The sequence below is a fragment of the Bacillus pfraonensis genome, from assembly GCF_050768835.1.
GTDB lineage: Bacteria > Bacillota > Bacilli > Bacillales > Bacillaceae_G > Bacillus_A > Bacillus_A pfraonensis.
Genome location: NZ_JAHCDO010000007.1, coordinates 50,435 through 73,478, shown reverse-complemented (window position 1 = coordinate 73,478; position 23,044 = coordinate 50,435). Strand labels below are relative to the sequence as shown.

Here is a 23,044-nt window from a genome sequence, read left to right as displayed (position 1 = left end):
TAATAACAAAAAAGAACTCGGCTCCTTTACTTCGTAAAACAGCCGAGTTCTTCTATATGTTTCATCGTACGCGCTAGTACATCATCGCGCATAATAAAGCTAAATTTTCTATCAGTTTTAATATTATCAGGAATGTTTTTTAATAGAACAGACCCTTTTGTCTCTTCGTAGTGCGTATGTTGTTCTACTGCACTAATTGTTGCGAAATAAATGTTTTTAATGATTATTTTGTCTTTTCCAGATACTTTATATTGTCCTAAGTAAGTTAATTCAGAAACAATGCCGCCGGTTTCTTCATGAACTTCCCTGACTGCCGCTTCTTCCGGTGTCTCCCCAATTTCTACTTTACCACCTGGAAATTCAAGACCGCGACGTAAATGATGCGTTAATAACCATTGATCCCCGTACCGGCATACAACCCAAACATGCTTTGGCTCAGGAGAAAATGGGTAACGTTCAAACGATAATTGTACAGTGTTGTGGTAATAATCTTTAAATTTGTACATGCCATTACTCCCCTATAGATGGTTACAAGTTTTTCCTACCACAAATTGTAGCACAATTCGCATTCATATGCATAATGTTATCCAACTATAATCCATTGATTATTCCCATTTGCGCGACTAATTCTTTCGTTTCATGATTGCCTAAATCATAAATCATCTGATATGCTTTCTGCAGCTCAGCATCATATCGATCATTATTTGAGTCATGATGATACTCAACATATGGAACGTGAGAACGTACAAAAGAGCCCAAGTCCTCGCGGTATGCTTGATCGAAATACTCCCGAAGCTGAATAATTTCCTCATCATTTGCCTGAATTTCAAAGCTATATGTATCTGCCGTTTTCACTTGCGAAATCTGTCCATTTCCTACTGATATATAATAAGTTTTCTTGTTCTCCATATAACACCCTTCTTTCACCCTTTTAATTTCTAGTGTTTTCAACAATTACAAATTTATGTAAAACGAAGTTTCGTTTAATGATAAAATGGAGAAAAGGAGGGTTCTATTTGAGTGAACTACCCACCACTTAACGACCTTACAGTCTGTTTGAAGTGGGGGCTTCAAACAGACTTTCTCTTTTATTGCTCCTTCATCCCCCACCTACTCGCTGGGCCACGCCCTTCTCGCTCCTTGAGGAAGGGGACTTCTTTTCGGAAAATATGTTAAAGAAGGGATAAGTTTTTTTTCATCTGTTAGCAGGAACTCACCTAACCTCAATTGGCCTTCTCACAATAAACCAATAACAAAGCGCCCCGCATCCAGCAATGATTCCACCAGAGATAAACGCTAATGCGTAAGAACCCGTTGTATCAACAATCATTCCAGCAACAACAGGAGAGAATGCTCCACCAAAGTACCCACCAAAACTTTGAATCGAACTCACAGAGGCTACGGAAGATGCAGGAGCTACATCACCAGCAAGTGCCCAAGCCCCACCTGTAATAGAAGAAATAAAGCAGATAGCTAACGTCATGAGTGCAACTGTAGATACAATATCATGTACAAATGGCAGAATGATGAGGACGATTGCTGTTAAAACTGCACTAATGCTAATTAACATACGTTTTGAATTAATAGGTGAAGCCATTCCTTTATCCACCATTTTTTTAGTAAGATAGCCACCAAATATATTTCCAAACACCCCTCCAAAGTAAGGAATACTCGCATAAATTCCTAGTTCTGTTAAAGAAATATGATAGGATTCGACCAAGTATAATGGTAAAAATACGAGAAAGATATTCCAGCTCCAAATGGTACAAAAATACCCTAGAATAAGCCCCCACATCGTACGATACGTAAATAGTTTCCCCCATTTAATTTTTCCCTTTTGATTTACCTCTGATTCTTCTATACTGTCAGATTGAATATAATCTAATTCTTCTTTTGAAAGTTTACGACTTTTCTTCGGTTCGTGATAAAACATAAGAAATATAATACCGAAAATAATCCCAATTAATCCTGTTACAAAAAAGAGGCCGCGCCAGCCAAATGTCACCATGAAAAAAATAAGAATCGGCGGTGAGATAGCTGGTCCCCATTTTGAAGCTGAATCCCAAATTCCGGTCGCCAGTCCCCTTTCCTTCTTCGGAAACCATTCAGAAGTAATTTTTGCTCCCGTTGGCCAACAGGGTGCTTCTCCTATCCCGAGTAAAATACGCGCGATAATAAACATGAAAAAACTATTGAGAATACCTGTTAAAGCAGTGGCTACACTCCATAACATAATAGCAATAAAATAAATTCTTTTTGCTCCGTATTTATCAATAAGCCAACCAGCTGGCAGTTGTATCGTTGCATATACCCAAGCAAATATCGTACCTAATAGGCCAATCTGTGTTTTTGTGAAATCTAAATCTTTCATAATTTCGGGAGTAGCAATTGATAAATTCGTGCGATCTAAATAATTAATAATCCCACCTGCCAAAAGCCAAAAAACAACAGTCCATCTAAACTTTTTTGTTGTGTCAGCTGGATGCACATCTAGTTTTGGATTTATTCCCCTCTCCATCATTCAGCCTCCCTTTTTGAACAAAAAACAGACATATATTTTTGTATAGAAAAAGGATATGGTATCCATATCCTTCTCTCAAACTACTCCAAACTCACCCAAATACTCTTCACTTCTGTATAATTATCAAGCCCATACGAACCCATTTTACGGCCAATACCAGATTGTTTATATCCTCCAAATGGCGATGCAGCATTTTCTAAGTTATAACTATTAATCCACACTGTACCTGCTTTTAATTGGTTTGCAACTTGATGTGCTGTTTTTACATTTTCCGTCCATACGCCAGCTGCTAGTCCGTACGGTGTATGATTTGCTCGTTCAATGACTTCTTCTATCTCATCAAAAGGGAAAATAGAAACAACTGGTCCAAAGATTTCTTCTTGCGCAATTTTCATATTATCGGTTACATCTGCAAATACAGTTGGCGCTACAAAATACCCTTTTTCAAATTCCTTCACGCCGCCCGCTACCAGTTTTGCACCTTCTTCTATGCCGCTCTTAATGTAAGCCAGTACGCGTTCTTGTTGCTTCTTCGATACGAGCGGTCCCATTTCTACTTCAGGGTCTAATCCGTGCCCTAACTTCACTTCATTCGCCATTTCCCCTAATTCTTGAACAACTTGTTCATAATGCTTACGATGAACAAATACACGCGAACCTGCACTACAGTTTTGCCCATGGTTATACATAATGCCGTTGAATGCCCCAGGGATTGCTTTAGAAAGATCGGCATCTTCTAAAATAATGTTCGGTGATTTCCCGCCAAGCTCTAATGTGACGTGCTTTGTCGTTTCAGCCGCTTTACGCATAATCCCTTTTCCAATCACAGTTGATCCTGTGAAAGCAACTTTATCGATATCCGGATGATTCACAATTGCTTCACCAGCACCTTCGCCAAATCCTGGAACGAAATTGACTACGCCATCTGGGAATCCAGCTTCTTTAAATAACTGCGCTGTATATAGAAGAGAGAGCGGTGTTTGCTCTGCTGGCTTTAGAACAATTGTGCACCCTGTCGCAAGTGCCGCCCCTAACTTCCATGCAGCCATTAATAATGGAAAGTTCCACGGAATAATTTGCCCAACAACGCCAATCGGTTCATGGCGTGTATAGTTCAAATATTCCGGTGAAATGGGGATTGTTTGCCCAAGAATCTTTGTCGCCCATCCTGCATAATAACGGAAATGATCAACCGTACCTGCAATATCATCTTCAAGCGCCTGTTTATACGGCTTTCCATTGTCTAATGCCTCAAGTTGCGCTAACTCTTCTTTATTTTCATCAATTAAATCTGCAAGTTTGTAAATGAAATGGGCCCTTTCTGCTGCACTTATTTTTGACCAATCTCCTTCTTCAAACGCTTTGCGTGCAGCTTTCACTGCGAGATTTACATCTTCTTCTCCTGCCTCACTTACGACAGCAAGCACTTCCTCTGTCGCTGGATTCCAAACGTCAAATGTTTTTCCACTCACTGCCGGAACAAACTTTCCATCGATGAATAGTTCCTTTTTTTCATCTAGAAACGCTTGAACTTTCGATTTTAAATCTTGATTTGCCGTTAGCATACTCCTCTCTCCCTTCTTTTTATTTTTGCAATGTTAATAGACTTTCTAAAATCCCTTGTAACTTTTGATCTTCTTCCTCTGTTAATGGCAGGCGTGGTTTACGAGATGGACCACCAGCTTGCCCTTTTAAATCCATGACCCTCTTAATGATTTGAACATATTTCCCAGACTCTTCAATAAAGCTACAGAGCGGTAAAATTTTATCGTATAACTCCCACGCTTGCTCTAGTTCCTTATTTTGCACTGCATCAAATAATTCCGTTACAAGTTTTGGCACCGCATTACCCGCAACTGAAATCCAGCCTGTTGCCCCAACTAAAAAGGATTCTAATACTAAATCATCCGCACCGCAGAATGTTTCAATATCCCCTTTTCCTTTTCTCGTAATATCACGCACTTTACGAATATCACCGCTCGATTCTTTTACATGCGTAATATTTTCTACATCACGACCGACGCGTAGAATCGTTTCTGTACTAATATCCACGCCCGATGTAAATGGATTATTATAAATCATGATTGGAAACTGAACAGATTCCGCTACTGCTTTAAAGTGTTCGTAAATCTCTTCTTCTTTCGGATGGGCGTAGTATGAATTAATGAGTAATGCACCGCTTGCTCCAGCTCTTTCTGCTTGCTTTGTATATTCAATCGCTTCTTTTGTCGTTTCAGCCGCCGTTCCAACAAGAAGCGGAATACGTCCGTTAATTTGTTCCACCGCTGTTTCCACAACTTTGAAACGTTCTTCCTTTGTTAAACTAACGAACTCTCCTGTACTTCCATTCACAACTAAACCAGCTACTCCTTCACTGATAAAATGCTCAATATTTTTCTTTAAGCCTTCCCAATTAACCTCTTCATTCTGGTTCATCGGTGTAATAATAACTGGATATGCCCCTTTAAATGTTTGATACATGTTTCTTCCTCCCATCACTAAATTTAACTAAACGTGAAATAAATTGAAGTGGCACTTCAATTTATTTCGTAAAAAAAACGAATTTCATATCATCTATACACTTACGGTCATTATAATGCAGAGGAAATAGATTTACAACATATTAATATAATTTTCTGAATTTTTATTTAATGACAATTTGCAAAACTCAAAACTTTCCTTTACACTTTTTTCATAAGAAAAATTCTATCTAATATATTAGTCGAGGGATTATCATATGGACGAAAATATCGGAAACAAAATTAAAGCGCTACGCTTAGAAAAAAGAATGACATTAAAACAAGTCTCTGAAAAAACAGATCTATCTATCAGTTTTATCTCTCAAGTAGAGCGTTCGAAATCTTCTATTACACTAGAATCATTGAAAAAAATATCAGAAGCACTTCATGTCAGCCCAAGTTATTTTTTTACAGCTGAGCAAAAAACAAATACAAGTATCATACGCCGCAGGCAGCAAAATGAAGAACATGTAAATTACTCTCATTTTATTTACACGAACCTTTCTGGAAGTGTTTCAAATCCACATTTTGAGCCAATTTTAGTGACACTTCATCCTGGTGAAAAAAAAGGGAATCCGTATTCTCACAACGGGCAAGAATTCGTGTTTGTATTAGAAGGTGTACTCACCATTCTATTAGAAAACGAGGAGCATGATCTACATCCTGGCGACAGCATTCATATGGAATCTGCTACACCACATAATTGGTTTAATCATACAGAAAAGCTGGCTAAGTTTTTATTTGTAAGCTCACCTCCGATGTTCTTTCAGAAATAACTTTTTCGTCACATATATCGACCATTCGATATGACATACCCAAGAACTAAAAAAGCTGCCTTTTCACAGGCAGCTTCCTCATTTTTTATCCGAATACTTTTTCAAGATCCTCTTTATCTTGGCTTAACCAGAAATTCATTAAGCGTTTTGCCCCTTCTAAATCATGAAGCTTCGCTTGACCACACTGCGTTTCGTTTGCAGCTGGAATTTCTGTAATTTGAACCGCATCTTGTAATGTAAGTTCTAATAAATCAATGATTTCACGAACAGTTGGTGTCCCGCTTACCACAAGATAATATCCTGTTTGACAACCCATTGGTGAAATATCGATAATATCAAAATGCGGATAACGATCAATATATTTACGTAAATTAAATGCTAATAAATGTTCTAACGTATGAATGACATCTGGTTTCATTGCTTGTTTATTTGGTTGGCAAAAACGAATATCGAATTTATTCACAATACCGTCGCTACCTACTTTATGAACACCACAATGTCTTACATAAGGTGCTTTTACAATCGTATGGTCTAATTCAAAGCTTTCTACTGATGGCATACAACATCTCTCCCGCTTTAATTTTAATTCCGTTATATCCAATATGATATAACGGAAATCCGAATTAGTAAAGTAATATATAAATCCAAGTTAAAAAACGAAGAACATCAAACCATTCTTTTCAGATGAGAGAGAGCATCCGGTCATGCATAGAAGCGGTCAGTGCCTTTTTTCGCCCCATGCCGTGTGAAAACAAAAAGAGGAAATAAGTGGAGAATTATTTTTACTTTCATAGCCGCAGCTCATATGTCGAAAAATCAAAATGGATTTATATATAGAGCCCTCATGCTATAATACTAGAAGAATATGCTGGAAGGGAGACCATTATGAAACAGATTTTTATCGGAATCATACGCTTTTATCAAAAATTTATTTCTCCGATGACACCACCTACATGTCGCTTTTATCCATCATGCTCTCATTATGGATTAGAGGCGTTTCAAAAACACGGTGCTTTCAAAGGATTCTGGCTCACACTAATACGTATATTAAAATGTCATCCTTTTCATCCAGGAGGATTTGATCCAGTCCCAGATAAAAAGGATGACAAAGTAAAACCTTAAGCTTCGTAGCCGTTCACAACTAAATCTAATTTTCCTGTATCAGGGTGAATGACAAGCCCATGAACCGGTACTTCTTCTGGAAGTAATGGATGGTTACGAAGTACAGAAACGCTATGCTCTACACTTTCTTCCACACTAGAGAATCCTTGTAAAAATTTATCTAAATCAATTCCAGAATATTGAAGTGTATCTAAGTTGGCTTCTGTCACACCGCGCTCTTTCATTTTTTCAATTGTACTGCTTGCCTGTATTTTTGCCATACCACAGTCATGATGGCCAACAACGCATATTTCATCTGCGCCAAGTTCATATACAGCAACTAATACACTGCGCACAATACTTCCAAATGGATGCGAAATAACAGCGCCCGCTACTTTAATAATTTTCACATCACCGTTACGCATATTCATCGCTTTTGGTAATAGTTCAACAAGACGTGTATCCATGCAAGAAATGATTACCATCTTTTTGTTTGGAAATTTCCCCGCCTCATACTCTTCATATTTTTTCTCTGCAACAAATTTTTCATTGTACTGCAAAATCTCTTCTAATGACTTCATAGTAAAAAACCTCTTTTCTTTCATTTCCACTACATACTTAGTTTACCAAAATCTAAAAAATCCCAAAAGGATATTACTTTATTGCAAATATACAATTTTCCAGATAATCGACATAATTCTTTCATAATATCCACACACCTCTGTAACAACTCTTCTCTACTTTGCTCATATTTCCACTATAAACTAAATGTAGATAATGTTAAAAAGGAGTGAATCTTTATTATGTCCGACGTTCTGTTACTGAGTCGTTTTCAATTTGCAATTACTATTTTTCATCACTTTTTGTTTGTACCTTTGACAATCGGACTTGTTATTTTAGTAGCGTGTATGGAAACACAATATGCACGTACATTAAATCCCACTTATCGAAAAATGGCGAATTTCTGGGGTAAGCTATTTACGATCAACTTCGTAATGGGGATTATAACCGGTATTACGATGGAGTTCCAATTTGGGACAAACTGGTCAGAGTACTCAAAATACATGGGGATATCTTCGGTTCACCACTCGCAATCGAAGCACTTGTTGCTTTCTTCTTAGAATCTACTTTCATGGGAATTTGGTTATTCGGTAAAGATAAAATCTCACCAAAGTTCCGTGCTTTTTGTATGTGGATGGTTGCACTTGGAACAAATATTTCTGCGCTTTGGATTATTACAGCAAATGGATTTATGCAAAACCCTGTTGGCTACGTGGTGCGTAACGGCCGCGCTGAATTAAATGATTTCTGGGCACTTGTTACCAATCCTTACGCATGGCACATCTTCTTCCATACAGTTGTTGGTTGTTATATCGTTGGTGCTTTCTTCGTTATGGCAATCAGTGCGTACCATCTATTACGTAAAAACGATGTGGAGTTCTTTAAAAAGTCATTTAAATTTGGGTTAGTTTTAGGATTATTAGCAGCAACTGCAATACCTTTCATCGGTCACCAATCCGGTGCTTTCGCTGCGAAAATGCAACCTGCAAAAGGCGCTGCAATGGAAGCAGTTTGGGAAACTGGTAAAGGTCAAGGCTTCTCAATCATCCAAATTCCCGATGTGAAGAATGAGGAGAACTTTGAATTATTAACAATTCCAAAACTCGGCAGCTTCTTCTATACAAACTCATTTGACGGAGAAATTGTCGGTTTGAAAGATATTCCGAAAGAAGATCGTCCGAATGTAAACCTTGTTTACTATAGCTTCCGTTTAATGGTTGCACTTGGCGTATTCTTCATGGCATTAACTTGGTTTGGTTTCTATTTAAACCGTAAAGGAAAACTAGAAAACTCAAAACGTTTCTTAAAAATTACAATGTGGTCTGTCTTACTTCCATATGTTGCGATTAACGCTGGATGGATTGTTGCTGAAGCAGGTCGTCAGCCGTGGACGGTATACAAATTGATGCGCACAGCTGAGGCTGTCTCACCAATTTCCGTTCCACAAATTTGGTTCTCATTAATTAGTTTAGTATTGTTCTACACATTGCTCTTAATTGCCGATGTATATTTAATGCTGAAGTTCGCGAAAAAAGGACCTGCAGCATTAGAAGAACCTACTAAGGGAGGTGCAGCTCATGTCTCATGATATGCTTGCAGTCATTTGGTTTGGTTTATGGGGCGTGATTTGGACAGTTTACTTTATTCTCGATGGCTATGCACTTGGTAACGGAATGATTTTCCCATTCGTTACGAAAGATCGAAAAGAACGAAATCAAATGCAAGAAGCAATCGGACCGTTCTGGGGCGGTAACGAAGTATGGTTAATTACAGCAGGCGGTGCAACATTCGCTGCCTTCCCAATCACATATGCAAATATGTTTAGCTACTTATATACACCGTTATTTTTAGTATTACTTGCTCTTTTTGCTCGTGCAGCAGGGCTTGAATTTATGCACAAAGACGATTCACCAGTTTGGCAAAGTACTTGTAAATGGGCGTTTGCAATTGGCAGCTTCCTTATCGCCTTCTTATTCGGTGTGACATTTGCAAACCTATACTACGGACTGCAAATCGGAAAAGATGGTTACGAAGGAACATTATTCAGCCTATTAAATCATTACGGTATTTTAGGTGGTCTCTTCTTCACCGCAATCTTTATCGTATCCGGCGCACTTTGGGTGATGATTAAAACATCTGGTGAAGTATCAGAACGTGCTTATAAAATCGCAAAACCATTTTCAATGGCAGCGGCGAGTCTTTTAGCCATCTTCTATGTGGCAACTGCAAACCGTACAAACTTATTCCAAAACTTTACGGAATATCCTGCATTATTCATTCTTCCGGCGCTTGCGATGCTAATGAGTGTCCTAGCAATTATTATGGTCTACAAACATAAAATTGGTCTTGCATTCACATTTATTTGTCTAACAATCGCAATGTTTATGACAACTGGCTTTGCAGGTATGTTCCCAAGAATGTTACCATCACGCATTAACGATGCATATAGTACAACGTTATACCAAGCAGCAGGCAGTGAATTAAACTTAAAAATTATGTTCTTCGTCGCAATGGTAATGGTACCGATTGTTATCGGATATCAATTATGGAGCTACACAATCTTTAAAGAAAAAATTCATAAAGACTCTGCGAAAGGGTATCACTAGAATAAAAAAGGCACTCAAAACGAGTGTCTTTTTTCACTTCAAGCTCATAGTGTAAACTGTATTCCTTGGTCATTCACATCTTTATCATACACATCTGTAGCACTAATTCCATTAAAGGCTCTCACAGAAAAACCTGAATTAGACGATCCAGAACCATTATATGATTTTTCTTCAAATATCGGGCGCACATTGTATTTATCCCCTAGATTAATTGTTCCATTGCAATTTTGTATGATTACACCATCAATAACAGCTGGCATCGTATCACTCACTTTCCTTATGTTATTTTCATTTTATGAAGAGAGCCTAGAAAAATAGCATGTTTGCAGCAAAAAAGAAAAATACATTCTCCAACAATGTTTATCATGAATTTTTTTTCAATTACGTTATTTACAAAATGTAATATATAATAAATGAGGCAATTATTCATAAAAAAATTGAGGTGTTTACAAAATTGATGTTTTTTGGAAGTATTACGCTTATTTTATTCCTTATTTTTCTATTCTTTTATTTTAGGGATCCTAGAAGTTTAATAATCGGATTTTTATTTAACCTGTTTTTTTGCTCATCGCTTATTCTTTTCCTTTATTTAGGTTTCAGCTCAAATTCTGAGATATTAAGAATTATTGCAATTATACCGTTTATTATCATCTTCTTAATGCTAACTTTTGGTGTATTCGCATTAATGATTGGACTATTTCTTAACGCAAGAATCTTAATGAGAAAAGAAGGACGTCGTTTATCGAACTGCTTAACCCTAATTGCTGGAATGGGTATGTTACTTGCTATGATATCCTTAGTAGTTGATCCAACTCGATTTTTCTCTCCTCATTTCCAGCCGATTTTTGCAGGAGTATCTTTAATCATGGTATATTTCTTTTTCCATATATCAACTTTCTTAACAGCTTATTTTTTATATCAATTTAACAGACCACGACGCAATCAAGATTTCATTATCGTTCTTGGCAGTGGATTAATTAATGATAAAGTACCACCGCTTTTAGCAAGTCGAATTAATAAAGCAATCGAATTTTACCATAAACAAGCTGCTGTCACGACTCCGCCTACAATCATTTTCTCTGGTGGACAAGGGCCCGATGAAAATCTTCCCGAGGCTGAAGCGATGCAAAATTATGCTGTTGAAAAGGGCATTCCTATCGAACATACAGTGCAAGAAAATCGTTCTGTCAATACGTATCAAAATATGCTCTTCTCAAAACAAATTATGGATTCGCTAAAAGACAAGTACCGAAGTATCTTTACAACGAATAATTTCCATCTATTCCGTGCTGGATTATACGCAAGACAAGCTGGGCTCAACAGCCAAGGAATCGGTTCAAAAACCGCTTTCTATTACTGGCCAAATGCGATGATTCGGGAATATATTGCAATTGTTGTAATGAGCCGAAAGTTTCATATGAAAGTGGTAGGCGTTATTTTAGGGTTCTGTGTCTTCTTATCTGTCATTAGCTTTTTAGTTAGTTAATTCAAAGTAAGCAAATCCTTTTGTACAGCAAAAAAAACATCTAATTACAAATTAGATGTTTTTTATATTTCTTGCGCTCTAATATTCATGATATCTTCAAATTCCTTAAAACTTATAATTCTTATACCTTCTGCTTCTAGCTGAAACTTAACAGTTTCTAAATCATCGCTATTATTCGTTACCATATAATCAACTTTCTTAAAAATAGCAGCCTGATAAAGGTGAAAATCATCTTTATCCTTGAGAAAACGTCTTAACTCTAAATCGATATTTGAATATGAACTTATACAATAAAAACAGGGTTCCATAATATCCATCATTTTCTTACTACTCTCTGAGAGTTTTTTAGCATGTTCGAACCCTAATTTCTTCAGCTTTGTCATTGTCACCGTTCTATACAACTCACCAATAATATGGGGTGACCAATAACATTCACATAACTCTTCATAAGCTGCATCATAGATAAATTTACGACATTCATGTCCGAATAGGACATTTGTATCAAATAACGCTGAAATTATTTGTTTCATCCCCTGATTCCCTTTTCTATACGAAATTATCCTTCAATCTCATCTTCTTCAATGTTTAACCAAGCAGTTGTCTCTAATTCCATTCTTCTTTTTCTTGCACTTACAAATGAAACATCTTCTTGTTCTATAAAGTTTTTAACAGACTCTATTAGGACAATAGGCTCTTCTAAAATTGCAGTAGTTCCATTTAATTTTTCTGTAGTTTGGATTTTTCCCTCTTTAATCCATTTAATAATAGGAATGCAAGAATTAACACTTAACAAATCAACCAAATCCTTAACTGAAACAGCATTAGAATTGAGCTGAGTTTCCTGTAATTTTTCAATTGTTGTAGGAGTCATCAGATTTTTCTCCTCCCCGTTTAGAAAATCTTTATTATACTTAGGATTATTATACATGATTTACACACCACCGTTTAAAGGCTTTTTTAGAATTTTCCCCCAATTCACTCGTGGTTAATCAAATATATTGTGAAATTAATTCTCTCCCTATTTCATATTCCCCTTTTTCTTACTTTAGAAAGTGAATTTTCATTCTCTTATTTTTATCCATGTTGATAGAAGAGCTTCAGACGCAAAACAAGCTGTGGAGAAGACTTTCTCCACAGCCTAGAAAAGCTTTCCTTTCGTAAGGATACTTTTCTTTCTAACTATGCTTAAGCACAATTTCTTTTATTTCCTTAACTCTCTCTAACGTAATCCCTTCTCTTTGTTCAACTGCTAAAGGATGGTTCGTTGGTTCTAATTCAATTAAAGGCCTAACTCCAACGGCTCTTGTATGAACGTTCGTCTTCAAGTTTAATGTTTCTGGATAACCTGGAAGTGACGTAGAAAGCCAACCAAAATAAGGCTCTTCTCCCTCTCTTCCTTCCGTTTCCCATAACTCCATTGTTCTATCAAAATTCGCTTCACTTAAAGAAACCCAAACATCCCACATGAATACTTCATTATCATCTAACACCGGTATTTCAATGCACCCTCGAATGAAATAATGTTCTCCATCCATAATACAAAGATCATCATTTAATTCAAAACGCTTTTTTCTTTCTTCCTCAGGAGTAACGTCATAGTAAAAAGGTGTATCACTTCCATAGCACATTGGTAATTCTGATTGCAAATGATTACATGTGAATTTTTGCTGAGGCATTTCTTTTTCATTCTTTCTCCCATATGTTCTTCTGCGCATTCTTGTTCATCTCCTTATGTACTCCTACGAAGAAATCGATAATTGATTACATACAAGAAAAGCATCAATGATAGGTGATCTTTCTTTAAATGCTAAATGAATATGACGATATTGTTTCTGCTTTAATTTTTTCATGTCAATATTTTTATGTGATTTAAAAAATAGCTCAGGCCCCATTGTAATTCCAATATTTTGCGAGACCATGTTCACAATCGTTTCGCAATTTAGTACTTCTAATATAATATTTGGACGTACTTGATAATCAGCTAAATTTTTTATCACTAATGACTGATACGGACCTTTTGGCATAATAAAATCCATTCCATCAATTTGCTGAACATCCGCTACTTTTTGATTCATCAATGAATGATTTTTCGGTAACCCTAATACGATTTCATCTTTGCTAACCAGGATTGATTTTATTTGTTTCTTTGTATTCGTTTCTAATATAAACCCTATATCAACTGTACCATTATCAATCCATTCCGCTACTTCTTCGTATGTCCCTTCGAATAATAAAACTTTCACACCTGAGTAACTCTGTTTAAGATGCAATAACATGGCAGGTAATATTTGAGCTGCTGCACTTGTAAATGCTCCGATTTTCAATGTGCCTTCCAACCGGTTATTTTGCATAGATACTTCTTGTTTAATAGCCGCTTCGTTCTTCAATACATTTTGAATATGAGGAAAAATACGATTTGCAAACTCAGTCATTCTAATCTCAGATTGCTTATTCCGGTGCAACAAAGGATATCCTAATTCTTTTTCTAAACTAGCAATCGCATGACTCACAGCTGATTGCGTCATATTCAATTGTTCTGCTGCTCTAGTAAAATTACCTAACTCTACTACCTTTTGAAACACTTCATATCTAGCTATCGTCATGAATCTTACTCATACCTTTCATGTAAAATATGAATTTCACTAATTTCATTATACTCGTTACGATGAGATTAGAACAAATCATCAAAAGGGGGACTCACATTGAATAAAATTTTTTTATTAACATTTGGGATGTTTGCACTAGGAGTAGATGCTTATATAATGGCAGGAATCTTGCCTCAAATCGCCGATGACTTTCATGTTTCAATTGGGACTGCTGGACAAACAGTAAGCATCTTTACAATTTGTTATGCGATTGCGGCACCTTTATTTGCTGCATGTATGAAAAAGACAAACACAAAACATACATTATTAGCAGCATTATTCCTTTTCACATTTTCTAACTTTCTGACCGCTGTAACTCATCATTTTATGATTCTCTTAATTTCTAGAGGCCTAGCTGGCATAGGTGCTGGCCTCTACTCACCATTAGCGTCGTCAGCTGCTGTTACATTAGTTTCTGAAAAAAGAAGGGGTAGAGCTTTAAGTACTGTTTTACTTGGAATGAGTGCTGGCACCGTAATTGGCGTTCCATTTGGCATATATATCGCTTCCATTTATGAATGGCGTATAGCGATGTGGTTTATTGTTGTGATTGGGACAATCGGGATATTTGCTCTCTTTGCTAAATTTCCTATGATAGAATCTAAACCTTTACCAACGCTAAAAGAGCGGCTAAATATGTTTAAAAATAAAAAGATTTCACTCGTCATGCTTATCACAATGGTATTAAGCTTTTGCAGTTTAGGTTTATACACATACTTAGATACTATCATTACTGCATATGGCTTTCAAAAATCTATCATGTTTATTTGGATGTGGGGAATTGGTGGTATTGCCGGAAGTTTTATAATTGGGTTTATAATGGATTTCTATAAGAAGCCAAAAATCATATTACTGTACTTAATGGGAATCATGTTTTTCTCGTTTATATGTATGGGGATTTTCCATGAAACTGCATTATTGTTAGCTATCTGCTTCATTCTTTGGGGAAGTACGGGGTGGGCGGCACTCGCTACTCAGCAAAAGACACTCTTAGAAATTAGCCCAGATCACGCTACCATTTCAATCGCTTTGCTTAGCTCTATTAATTATTTTTCTGGTTCTATCGGGACGGTGACAAACGGAATGTTTTTAGAAAAAGGAATAGCTCCTATTACTTTACCCTATATAATAGCTGGTGTATTGCTTTTTGCTATAGGAGGCCAAATTTTTTTTATAGGTAAGGAAATTGTAAAAGCACGTGAACTTCACTAAATTATGATTCAAAAATAAAAGTCCCTATCTTCTAAGATAAGGACTTTTTCTTACGCCCTTCCCCATTTCCCACCACACTTCACCCACTCCACATACTTATGAAACATAGGTACTTGTTCTCGAAATTGAAAAGGAACATATAAGAAAAGAAGATATAGCGGTATATACATAATTACTAACACTAAAAATCCGGTTCCAACATTTGAAGCTACTGTTGTACTTGTAAACAGACTCATGAACAATACGAGGAATAACACGAAACTAAATCTTTTATAAGTAGTCATGAATCATCCCTCCTCTATAACTTTATAGTAGCATAAAAAAAGCCCAAGAAGCATCTACTCTGCTCCTTGGGCTTTTCTCTATCTTCTCTTCGTAATTTTCCCTGAACCACCAACCCTTGTTTTTGGGGGAGACGTATTCCTTGGCGGGCTTTTAATGGATGATTTTGGTTTAACATCAGATCCGCTAGAACCACCAGGTGATTTTGTGATTTTCCCTTTTTTCTCTGTAGATGGTGGAACCGTCTTTGTTCCTTTTTCGACAATGCTTCCTTGGTCTCCTACAGATGGTTTCGGCTCAATCTTATCACTTCTTTTAATAATAGAACCCTTACCTTGTTTTGTAATAGGCGGTGGTGTTTGTTTCTCTTCTTTTGTAGGCGGCCTGTCTGGAATAACCGGTTTATGATCTTTCCGATCTGTATATCCTCGGTAATCACCATGATACGATTTACGTGAATCAAATATATCATTTAATATACTCGCCATAATATATCCTTGTAAAAAGGACGGGTGATAATTTTGACGAACGTATTCTTTATTACTAATTTCAATTAATGTATCAGACGGTTTTTCTTTATCCTTCTGAAGATTATATAACTTATCAGAATAGACAAGGAACATCTGATTTTCATCTTCTTTAGATACTTGCTTCGGCTTTTTCTCATCAATCAGTTCTTTTGCAACTTCTGGAACTGACCGATTAGCAGCCCTATACACATAAGATTCTTGCTTACCATCTTTTGCGACGGATTCTAGTGGATAACGATCTTGAATCGATTTTTCACTTTGACACCCTGATAAAGCATATCCAGCAATTACAAGTAATGTAACGATGGCAAGTATAGGGATTACGAATGATTTAATCATGGTAAACAATCGGTTTGACATGATTACGCCCCCTTACGTTGCCCTTATAATTTGTACATCAGCAGGAAGAATCGATTCTCCCTCATACATCATTGTACGTCCGTCTTGCCACTCAATGCGAAGTAGCTGCCGGTTATCAGATTGAAACTCCCACACATATTGTTCATCAGAGACAGCAAACGGTGTTTTTCCCATCACAACAACACGTCCGCTATATTGTTCTTCCATATGATACTCGATATCATCCATTTCAATTGTCGTTGGAATCTCATCTATCGAATCTAACCGGCCATCAATTGGTGTATACAACTTATAATACGTACTTTCACGATTTTCAATTTTTAAATAGCGAATTGTTTTCCCGTCCTGTAATGTTAAGACAATTTCATTCCGAGAATGCATGCTTGTTTTTCCGATCAATTCATACATCACTAATGAAACTTCAATCATATCGCCAGGGGCTAACGTGAGTAACGATTTCTCTGGTTTCACAGGCTCTGGACTTTTTATTATATTTTTAATACGTTTAAATAAACTCATGATGTATCCCTCCTTTTCTCGTTATAGACAAGCTGCTAAAATGAGGGCTCCAACAATATGTAACGAACCAGCTAATAAAGCATGTGCGACATGACCTTGCTTCGTTCCCTCTTCTAAATCTAAACCTGCTACTTTTTTCAAAATCAGTTCAATAAACATCTCTACAACTAATAAAATAACGAATGAAACCGCTGACGCAAGGAGCGCCTGCCATAAATCATTTGCTTTCGTAATTGATTGTGACAAAATATATCCTTGTGCAAAAAGCTTCATAATAAAACGTGTTGTAACCGCCATATTACCTTTTTTAATCTCTGTCAAATCGTTATATTTCGTAAAAATAGAATCAACCCACATAAGTGCAAATAAAAGAACAGCACTTGCTCCTGTCCATACGAGCATGGCTAACACATTCATCCATGTCATACAAAAACCTCCTCCTAGAAAAATAATAAGAAAACCGACATGATTGCTTTCCATGACATGCCGGTTTCTTTATCTACTATATATCTATTTTGATTTCCCGCATCTAAACTACAGCTTTGAAAATAAAAACAGGTTTCCTCTCATTCCCTATTTCTGTTCTCACACGGCATGGGATCCAAAAGAGCACTGACCGCTCCTACACACGGCCGGACACTCTCTTCCACCCAAAAAAGAAAGGTTTTTAGTCCTTCATTTATATATTATTATTTCTCATACTGCTTCATAATACGTGCTAATTCATCATCCACAGCTGAATTTTTATTTAAAGCTGCAAATTCCTCATCTAACGACTTTTCTTTTTTGTAAATTTCGCCGCTTGCCTCTGCTTCAGCTTCTAATTGAAGAGCTTTTTCTTCCATACGGCTTAGGCCTGCTTTTGCAGTATTGGCATCGAATCCAGACATTGCTTGATTAATGCTCTTTTGCGCCTTCGCAGCATTCACACGCGCTACAAGTGTTTCACGTTTATTTTTCAGCTCGGTTAATTGCTTACGCATTTCTTCTAACTTCGCACGAAGGTTATCAGCAGCTGCTTTATTTTGCTCATAGCTCGCTTTATATTCATTCATCTTTTGCTCTGCATTTTGCTTTTCCTCTAAAGCACGGCGCGCAAGATCAATATTATTCGCTTGAACAGCCATATGTGCTTGTTCTTCACGTTTCTTTACAAGTGCTTCTTGCTCTTCAAATAATAATTTAAACTTTTTCTCAAGCGCGATTTGAGCTGCTACACTCTTCTCAGCTTCTTGTACATCTTGCTGCATATCGCGTAAATATTGATCTGTCATCTTCACTGGATCTTCAGCTTTTTCAATTAGTGCATACACATTTGACATCGTTAAATCTCTTAATCGTTTAAATACAGACATTCATATTCCTCCTATGGATTACCTTATATTTCAAATTTACTTCCGTAAAAACTTTCCTTTACAGTAAGAATATTCATTTCCAAAGCCTACGTGTACATTATATCAAAACTAAGATGTCCTTACATGTTATTTACTAAATATACACCCTATAATCTGACATTGTTATTGCAATATGTACCCAACACCATAACTTTCATCTATATATTCTCTCCTTTCCATGATATTTTCAGCTCTTTTCAATACATTACATAATTGTAATGTTACTGTAAGCTAACTCGATAGTTAGAAAAACGTTATTCTTATAAAATGAAATCAGAAGCGAGATGAAACAAAAAAACAATTTTGCTTCTCTAAATTTAAAAAACAATACATTTGTATTTACTATAACGTATAGAAAAAGGAGACAAGAAAATGAAAAAATTAGTAGGAATCGGGTTAGCAGCAGCAATTTCATTAGGAGCGTTATCAGGTTGTTCTTTATTAGGTGAAAAAGCAAATGGCTTAGTATTATACGGAACGGATCAACAAGTCGAGCAAATAGCAGATAAGAATAAAAAAGATGTAAAAGAAAAAGATGTATATAAAATGAAACTTGCAATATTAGAAGATAAGAAAGTACTTGTAATGGACAAAAAGACTGGTGAAGAACTAGTGAAAAAAGAACTACTTAAGAAAGTAGAAAAAGATGACACAAAAGCAATCGATAAACTACCAGCAGTAACAGCGGATCAAGGTGTATTATTTGCGAAAGAAAAAGTAGAGAATGCGACAATTGATGGAGCGAAATTAAAATATGAGAGTAACACAATCATCGGTGATGGTCGTTCTTATGCAGATATGTTTGCAATTGTTGATGATGCTGCATATGGTAATGTGAAGGGCGAAGAGAAGACTGTAGGTGTACTAAAATTTGATAAAGACCCTAGTAAAGAATTACCTGGAGCAAACGGAGTAGAGGCTTCACAACTTGTAAAAATTAAAAAGTAGGTCATAAAAAAGCTTTGCGAAATTCGCAAAGCTTTTTTCTATTTATTCACGACCTGCTCCATATCGGGACTACAACTCTTTGACTGACATGATTTATTCAAGGAACACGCTGCACATTTCCCTTTTTTACTTCTCTTTACAAAATTGAATAATGTATATCCTGCATAACCAAAAATGACAGCTCCAATTACAATATTGACTATCATTATGATACATCCCCTTCTAGAATCCAAGCATGGATCCGACTTGGTATATAACGAGCGTTAATGCATAAGCAATGATAAGTGGATAAACAACAGAGAAAATCGTCCATTTTATAGACCCTGTTTCACGACGAATCACAGCTACTGTTGCTAAACATGGAACGTATAACAAAATGAAAAACATGAACGCATAGGCTGATAATGCAGTATAGTGCGCCCCCATTACATTTCCAAGCACATCTTCTTTCACTGCATAAATAATCGCCATTGTTGAAACAACAACTTCTTTTGCTAAAAATCCTGTTAAAAGCGATGCTGCCGCTTGCCATGTTCCAAAACCGAGCGGTGCTAAAATTGGTGCCACGAACCCACCAATCATCGCTAAGAAACTATCTCCCATATCTACACCAAATCCAGATGGACCAGCATAGTTGAGTAACCAAATGACAACAGACCCACCAAAAATAAATGTACCAGCTTTACGTACGAAACCTTTTCCTTTTTCCCATGTGCTCAGCCACAATGTTTTTGCTTGTGGCATACGATAAGGCGGAAGCTCAATCACAAAAATAGACTTTTCTTCTTTTAAAACAGTCATAGACATTACCTTTGTAACTAATAGCGCAAGTACAATCCCTGCAATGTATAAAGAGAACACGACAGTCGCTTGGCTATTCGGAAAAAAGACTCCCGCAAATAATGCATACACAGGTAACCGTGCTGAACAAGACATAAATGGTGTTACTAAAACAGTAAGCAGCCTCTCTTTCTCTTGTTCAATTGTTCTTGCTGCCATAATGCCTGGTACGTTACAACCAAAACCGATAATCATTGGAATAAACGCCTTCCCATTTAAACCGAAGAATTCCATAATCCGGTCCATAACAACTGCAATTCGTGCCATATATCCTGAGTCTTCTAGTAATGAAATAAAGAAAAAGAGTGCAAAAATTTGTGGGACGAATACTAATACAGCACCAACACCAGCAATAATCCCCTCTGTAACAAGCGCTTGAATAAAATCAGAGGCACCAATAGTTGTTAAGCCCGCTGTTACCCAATCGGTGAGTTGCCCACCGAAAAATTCATCAAGCATATCCGACAAAGGCGTCCCAATCCACGTAAACGTAACCTGAAAAATAAAAAACATAACTGCTAAAAAGATTGGAAGTCCCAAAACTTTATGTGTAATTAACTGGTCAACTCTTTCCGAAAAAGGAACCTTTCCTTCTTTTTCATGCTGAATGACATTTGTTTTGAACTTTTCAATATACGCTGCACGTGTATTATAAATATGCTGCTCTAATGTACCATCAAGTTCTTCTTCCAGATTAGAGCGAATTGCCACAAGTTCCTTATAAATCGGTAATCTACTCACTTCTTGTTCCACTACTTCATTATTGCTTAAAAATTGAATTGCAAGCCATCTTGGGTATTCATAATTTTCCTTAGTTAAAAATCCCATAATCTCTGCAATTCCTACATCTATTTTTTCACCATATGAAAGAACGAACGGCTTTTTCTCTTTTTTATCACTCTCATGCAAAGTAGCAAGTAACTCTTCACAGCCTTTCCCGCTTCTCGCAACAACAGGAACGACCGTTACTCCTAATATTTCTGATAATCTTTTTACATCAATAACAATCCCGCGCTGCTTTGCAACATCGATCATATTTAACCCAATTGAAACTGGCTTACCAAATTCCAGCAGTTGCAATGTTAAATGCATATTGCGCTCAAATTGAGAAGAGTCAACAATATTCAGCATATGTTGAAATTCTTCTTTTAATAGAAAGTTTGTAACGACACCTTCATCACGCGAGACAGGATTTAAATCATATACACCTGGTAAATCAATTAATGTCCCTTGCTTATTCTTTAACTTACCAATCTTTTTTTCTACCGTTACCCCGCTCCAGTTTCCCACGTATTCATAGGAACCAGTTAACGCATTAAATAATGATGTTTTTCCTGTGTTCGGATTCCCTAGCAATGCAACCTTATTCACGCTAATTCCACCTTTATCATTTTCGCGTCACAATGACGAATACTAATTAATTGCCCACGGCATTCTAGTGTACATGGTCCCTTGAACATCGCTTTTTGTTTTACACGAAGTTCACTTCCTTCAGAAAGACCAAAAGCAGCTAATCTCCGCTTTAACAACTTATCTAACGCCTGTATATTTTTCACTAGTGCCTTTTCACCTATTTTGATGTCAACTAGACTCATAATCCCCCTCCTCAAAAGAGAATGATAATTATTTTCAGATAAATTATATCATATTGCATGAATCACTCACTATAGCATTCCCCTACCTATTTGTTAACATTTTTGAACAATTCTATTTTCATACTTTTTCCGTTATATAAATACCCATTTGCCATTCTCATCCATTTCAATTACAATGAATCTAACAATCAAAGAATCTCGTTATCACAGGGGGAGCCTCGTTGCTGAGAGGGAATATAATATTCCGACCCTTAGAACCTGTTAGTTAATGCTAACGTAGGAATTGTGCAAACGTCGAAATACATCTACCCCATCATTTTTTATTTACGTATTTCATATCTCCCTATGATACATTATTCTTTTTTTGTGCAACTTGGATTTAGGGGGAATGACAATATGCGTAACACCAATTTACAAGCGATGATTGAATCTGCAATCCTGGCAGCCTTTGCCTTGATCATCGACATTTTACCACTATCAATTAAACTTCCAACAGGCGGTTCTGTTTCATTTGCTATGATTCCTATTTTTATTATCGCTTACCGCTGGGGATTCAAAACGGCTTTCTTAGGAGGCTTGATTTGGGGACTGCTGCAAATTGTAGTCGGAGATGCTTATATTTTAACGCCAGTGCAAGCATTCATTGAGTACTTCGTTGCCTTTGCTTTTGTCGGCTTTGCCGGTTTATTCTATCGTCCCATTCAAAAAGCACTTGGAACATCCAGTCCTAGTAATGAACCATCTAGTCTAGGTAGTCGCAAAGATAAATCTTCACCAAAAAACAATCAGGGGAAAAAAGTGGTCGCTTATATTATCCTTGCTACATTTGTTGGTAGCTTTGCACGTTATTTCTGTCACTTTATTGCCGGTGTTATCTTCTTTGGAAAATACGCACCGCCAGGACAGTCAGCTGTTCTTTATTCATTGATTGTTAACGGTAGTACGATGCTTGCTTCTTTCGCTTTATGTACAGTATTATTACTCCTTCTATTTACAACAGCGCCACGCTTATTCAAAAGTGCAGGTGTATATAATATAAACACAAAAAAGAAGAGTGCTTAAATGGCGCTCTTCTTTTTAATTTAGTGAGTTATATCAATGCTCTATTTCACATTCTCTCATTCTAAATAGCTAAAGACAAAAATACTG

General features: G+C 36.6%; 27 protein-coding genes, 1 pseudogene and 1 riboswitch. Of the genes and pseudogenes, 8 read left to right on the top strand and 20 right to left on the bottom strand.

Going from position 1 to position 23,044, the window contains the following annotated elements; genetic code table 11:
* Positions 1-26 precede the first annotated feature (26 nt).
* The 5 genes from mutTA to dapA all read right to left on the bottom strand — a co-directional run bounded on the left by mutTA (position 27) and on the right by dapA (position 5,002).
* On the bottom strand, positions 27-506 hold the full coding sequence (gene mutTA / locus KFD70_RS08475) for an antimutator 8-oxo-(dGTP/GTP)ase (protein ID WP_336450546.1): 480 nt from the start codon (positions 504-506) through the stop codon (positions 27-29).
* An 85-nt stretch (positions 507-591) separates the two neighbouring features.
* A complete protein-coding gene (locus KFD70_RS08470; protein ID WP_174100110.1) occupies positions 592-909 on the bottom strand; it encodes an HAD family hydrolase in 318 nt (105 codons plus the stop codon).
* A 304-nt stretch (positions 910-1,213) separates the two neighbouring features.
* Positions 1,214-2,518: an MFS transporter gene (locus KFD70_RS08465; RefSeq protein WP_336450547.1), complete on the bottom strand. Its 1,305-nt coding sequence runs from the start codon at positions 2,516-2,518 to the stop codon at positions 1,214-1,216.
* A gap of 83 nt (positions 2,519-2,601) precedes the next feature.
* Positions 2,602-4,086, bottom strand: coding sequence for an aldehyde dehydrogenase family protein (locus KFD70_RS08460; RefSeq protein ID WP_431613120.1), 1,485 nt, complete (start codon positions 4,084-4,086; stop codon positions 2,602-2,604).
* Positions 4,087-4,105: 19 nt separating this feature from the next.
* Positions 4,106-5,002: a 4-hydroxy-tetrahydrodipicolinate synthase gene (gene dapA, locus KFD70_RS08455; protein ID WP_336450549.1), complete on the bottom strand. Its 897-nt coding sequence runs from the start codon at positions 5,000-5,002 to the stop codon at positions 4,106-4,108.
* A gap of 256 nt (positions 5,003-5,258) precedes the next feature.
* Between dapA and KFD70_RS08450 the strand changes: the two genes are divergently transcribed.
* On the top strand, positions 5,259-5,816 hold the full coding sequence (locus KFD70_RS08450; RefSeq protein ID WP_431613119.1) for a helix-turn-helix domain-containing protein: 558 nt from the start codon (positions 5,259-5,261) through the stop codon (positions 5,814-5,816).
* Positions 5,817-5,901: 85 nt separating this feature from the next.
* Here the strand turns inward: KFD70_RS08450 and luxS are convergent, their stop codons facing one another.
* On the bottom strand, positions 5,902-6,375 hold the full coding sequence (gene luxS / locus KFD70_RS08445) for an S-ribosylhomocysteine lyase LuxS (protein ID WP_336450551.1): 474 nt from the start codon (positions 6,373-6,375) through the stop codon (positions 5,902-5,904).
* A gap of 326 nt (positions 6,376-6,701) precedes the next feature.
* Between luxS and yidD the strand changes: the two genes are divergently transcribed.
* Entirely contained in the window at positions 6,702-6,938 is a 237-nt protein-coding gene (gene yidD / locus KFD70_RS08440; protein ID WP_336450552.1) for a membrane protein insertion efficiency factor YidD, read from the top strand.
* On the opposite strand, the gene KFD70_RS08435 is transcribed toward yidD, so the two are convergent.
* Positions 6,935-7,498, bottom strand: coding sequence for a beta-class carbonic anhydrase (locus tag KFD70_RS08435; protein WP_336450553.1), 564 nt, complete (start codon positions 7,496-7,498; stop codon positions 6,935-6,937). The two genes, yidD and KFD70_RS08435, sit on opposite strands and share 4 nt — an antisense overlap.
* A gap of 222 nt (positions 7,499-7,720) precedes the next feature.
* Between KFD70_RS08435 and cydA the strand changes: the two are divergent.
* Together cydA and cydB are read left to right on the top strand one after the other, a co-directional pair.
* A pseudogene (cydA, locus tag KFD70_RS08430) lies at positions 7,721-9,066 on the top strand (cytochrome ubiquinol oxidase subunit I).
* A complete protein-coding gene (gene cydB, locus KFD70_RS08425) occupies positions 9,056-10,084 on the top strand; it encodes a cytochrome d ubiquinol oxidase subunit II (RefSeq protein WP_336450554.1) in 1,029 nt (342 codons plus the stop codon). Before cydA ends, cydB begins: the two are co-directional and overlap by 11 nt.
* 44 nt (positions 10,085-10,128) lie before the next feature.
* Here the strand turns inward: cydB and KFD70_RS08420 are convergent, their stop codons facing one another.
* Positions 10,129-10,344 carry a spore germination protein gene (locus tag KFD70_RS08420; protein ID WP_336450555.1) on the bottom strand — a complete coding sequence of 72 codons (216 nt, stop codon included), beginning with the start codon at positions 10,342-10,344 and terminating at the stop codon, positions 10,129-10,131.
* Positions 10,345-10,541: 197 nt separating this feature from the next.
* Here KFD70_RS08420 and KFD70_RS08415 point away from each other — a divergent pair, with 197 nt between their 5' ends.
* Complete coding sequence (locus KFD70_RS08415) at positions 10,542-11,570, top strand: YdcF family protein (RefSeq protein ID WP_336450637.1); 1,029 nt, start codon at positions 10,542-10,544, stop codon at positions 11,568-11,570.
* Positions 11,571-11,632: 62 nt separating this feature from the next.
* Here the strand turns inward: KFD70_RS08415 and KFD70_RS08410 are convergent, their stop codons facing one another.
* From KFD70_RS08410 to KFD70_RS08395, 4 genes are all read right to left on the bottom strand, one after another.
* Positions 11,633-12,100, bottom strand: coding sequence for a PIN domain-containing protein (locus KFD70_RS08410; RefSeq protein WP_336450556.1), 468 nt, complete (start codon positions 12,098-12,100; stop codon positions 11,633-11,635).
* Between the two features lie 26 nt (positions 12,101-12,126).
* Positions 12,127-12,441 (bottom strand): hypothetical protein, encoded by a 315-nt coding sequence (locus KFD70_RS08405; RefSeq protein WP_336450557.1) that lies wholly within the window; start codon positions 12,439-12,441, stop codon positions 12,127-12,129.
* A gap of 304 nt (positions 12,442-12,745) precedes the next feature.
* Positions 12,746-13,285, bottom strand: a complete 540-nt coding sequence (locus KFD70_RS08400; protein WP_336450558.1) for a DUF2199 domain-containing protein — start codon at positions 13,283-13,285, stop codon at positions 12,746-12,748.
* Positions 13,286-13,309: 24 nt separating this feature from the next.
* Positions 13,310-14,173, bottom strand: coding sequence for a LysR family transcriptional regulator (locus tag KFD70_RS08395; RefSeq protein ID WP_431613118.1), 864 nt, complete (start codon positions 14,171-14,173; stop codon positions 13,310-13,312).
* Between the two features lie 99 nt (positions 14,174-14,272).
* Here KFD70_RS08395 and KFD70_RS08390 point away from each other — a divergent pair, with 99 nt between their 5' ends.
* Entirely contained in the window at positions 14,273-15,427 is a 1,155-nt protein-coding gene (locus tag KFD70_RS08390; protein WP_336450560.1) for an MFS transporter, read from the top strand.
* A 50-nt stretch (positions 15,428-15,477) separates the two neighbouring features.
* Here KFD70_RS08390 and KFD70_RS08385 read toward each other — a convergent pair whose 3' ends face one another.
* The 5 genes from KFD70_RS08385 to KFD70_RS08365 form a co-directional block, all read right to left on the bottom strand.
* Positions 15,478-15,711 carry a hypothetical protein gene (locus KFD70_RS08385; protein ID WP_336450561.1) on the bottom strand — a complete coding sequence of 78 codons (234 nt, stop codon included), beginning with the start codon at positions 15,709-15,711 and terminating at the stop codon, positions 15,478-15,480.
* A 78-nt stretch (positions 15,712-15,789) separates the two neighbouring features.
* A complete protein-coding gene (locus KFD70_RS08380; protein WP_336450562.1) occupies positions 15,790-16,599 on the bottom strand; it encodes a DUF4247 domain-containing protein in 810 nt (269 codons plus the stop codon).
* Positions 16,600-16,611: 12 nt separating this feature from the next.
* Positions 16,612-17,118 carry a DUF4178 domain-containing protein gene (locus KFD70_RS08375; RefSeq protein WP_336450563.1) on the bottom strand — a complete coding sequence of 169 codons (507 nt, stop codon included), beginning with the start codon at positions 17,116-17,118 and terminating at the stop codon, positions 16,612-16,614.
* A 21-nt stretch (positions 17,119-17,139) separates the two neighbouring features.
* Positions 17,140-17,544: a DUF350 domain-containing protein gene (locus KFD70_RS08370; RefSeq protein ID WP_336450564.1), complete on the bottom strand. Its 405-nt coding sequence runs from the start codon at positions 17,542-17,544 to the stop codon at positions 17,140-17,142.
* Positions 17,545-17,807: 263 nt separating this feature from the next.
* Entirely contained in the window at positions 17,808-18,473 is a 666-nt protein-coding gene (locus KFD70_RS08365; protein ID WP_336450565.1) for a PspA/IM30 family protein, read from the bottom strand.
* A 411-nt stretch (positions 18,474-18,884) separates the two neighbouring features.
* On the opposite strand from KFD70_RS08365, the gene KFD70_RS08360 reads away from it, so the two are divergent.
* Positions 18,885-19,460, top strand: a complete 576-nt coding sequence (locus KFD70_RS08360; RefSeq protein WP_336450566.1) for a lipoprotein BA_5634 family protein — start codon at positions 18,885-18,887, stop codon at positions 19,458-19,460.
* Between the two features lie 38 nt (positions 19,461-19,498).
* Here the strand turns inward: KFD70_RS08360 and KFD70_RS08355 are convergent, their stop codons facing one another.
* The 3 genes from KFD70_RS08355 to KFD70_RS08345 are packed head-to-tail and all read right to left on the bottom strand — an operon-like array spanning position 19,499 to position 21,895.
* The gene (locus KFD70_RS08355; RefSeq protein WP_336450567.1) at positions 19,499-19,666 is read right to left on the bottom strand and encodes a FeoB-associated Cys-rich membrane protein; all 168 of its coding nucleotides are present in this window, start codon (positions 19,664-19,666) and stop codon (positions 19,499-19,501) included.
* A gap of 16 nt (positions 19,667-19,682) precedes the next feature.
* Positions 19,683-21,671 carry a ferrous iron transport protein B gene (gene feoB, locus KFD70_RS08350; RefSeq protein WP_431613117.1) on the bottom strand — a complete coding sequence of 663 codons (1,989 nt, stop codon included), beginning with the start codon at positions 21,669-21,671 and terminating at the stop codon, positions 19,683-19,685.
* Entirely contained in the window at positions 21,668-21,895 is a 228-nt protein-coding gene (locus KFD70_RS08345; protein ID WP_241814981.1) for a FeoA family protein, read from the bottom strand. Before KFD70_RS08345 ends, feoB begins: the two co-directional genes overlap by 4 nt.
* Positions 21,896-22,094: 199 nt before the next feature.
* A riboswitch (TPP riboswitch) is annotated at positions 22,095-22,196 on the top strand.
* Between the two features lie 95 nt (positions 22,197-22,291).
* Between KFD70_RS08345 and thiT the strand changes: the two genes are divergently transcribed.
* The gene (gene thiT / locus KFD70_RS08340; protein ID WP_336450569.1) at positions 22,292-22,957 is read left to right on the top strand and encodes an energy-coupled thiamine transporter ThiT; all 666 of its coding nucleotides are present in this window, start codon (positions 22,292-22,294) and stop codon (positions 22,955-22,957) included.
* The last annotated feature ends 87 nt before the right edge of the window (positions 22,958-23,044 follow it).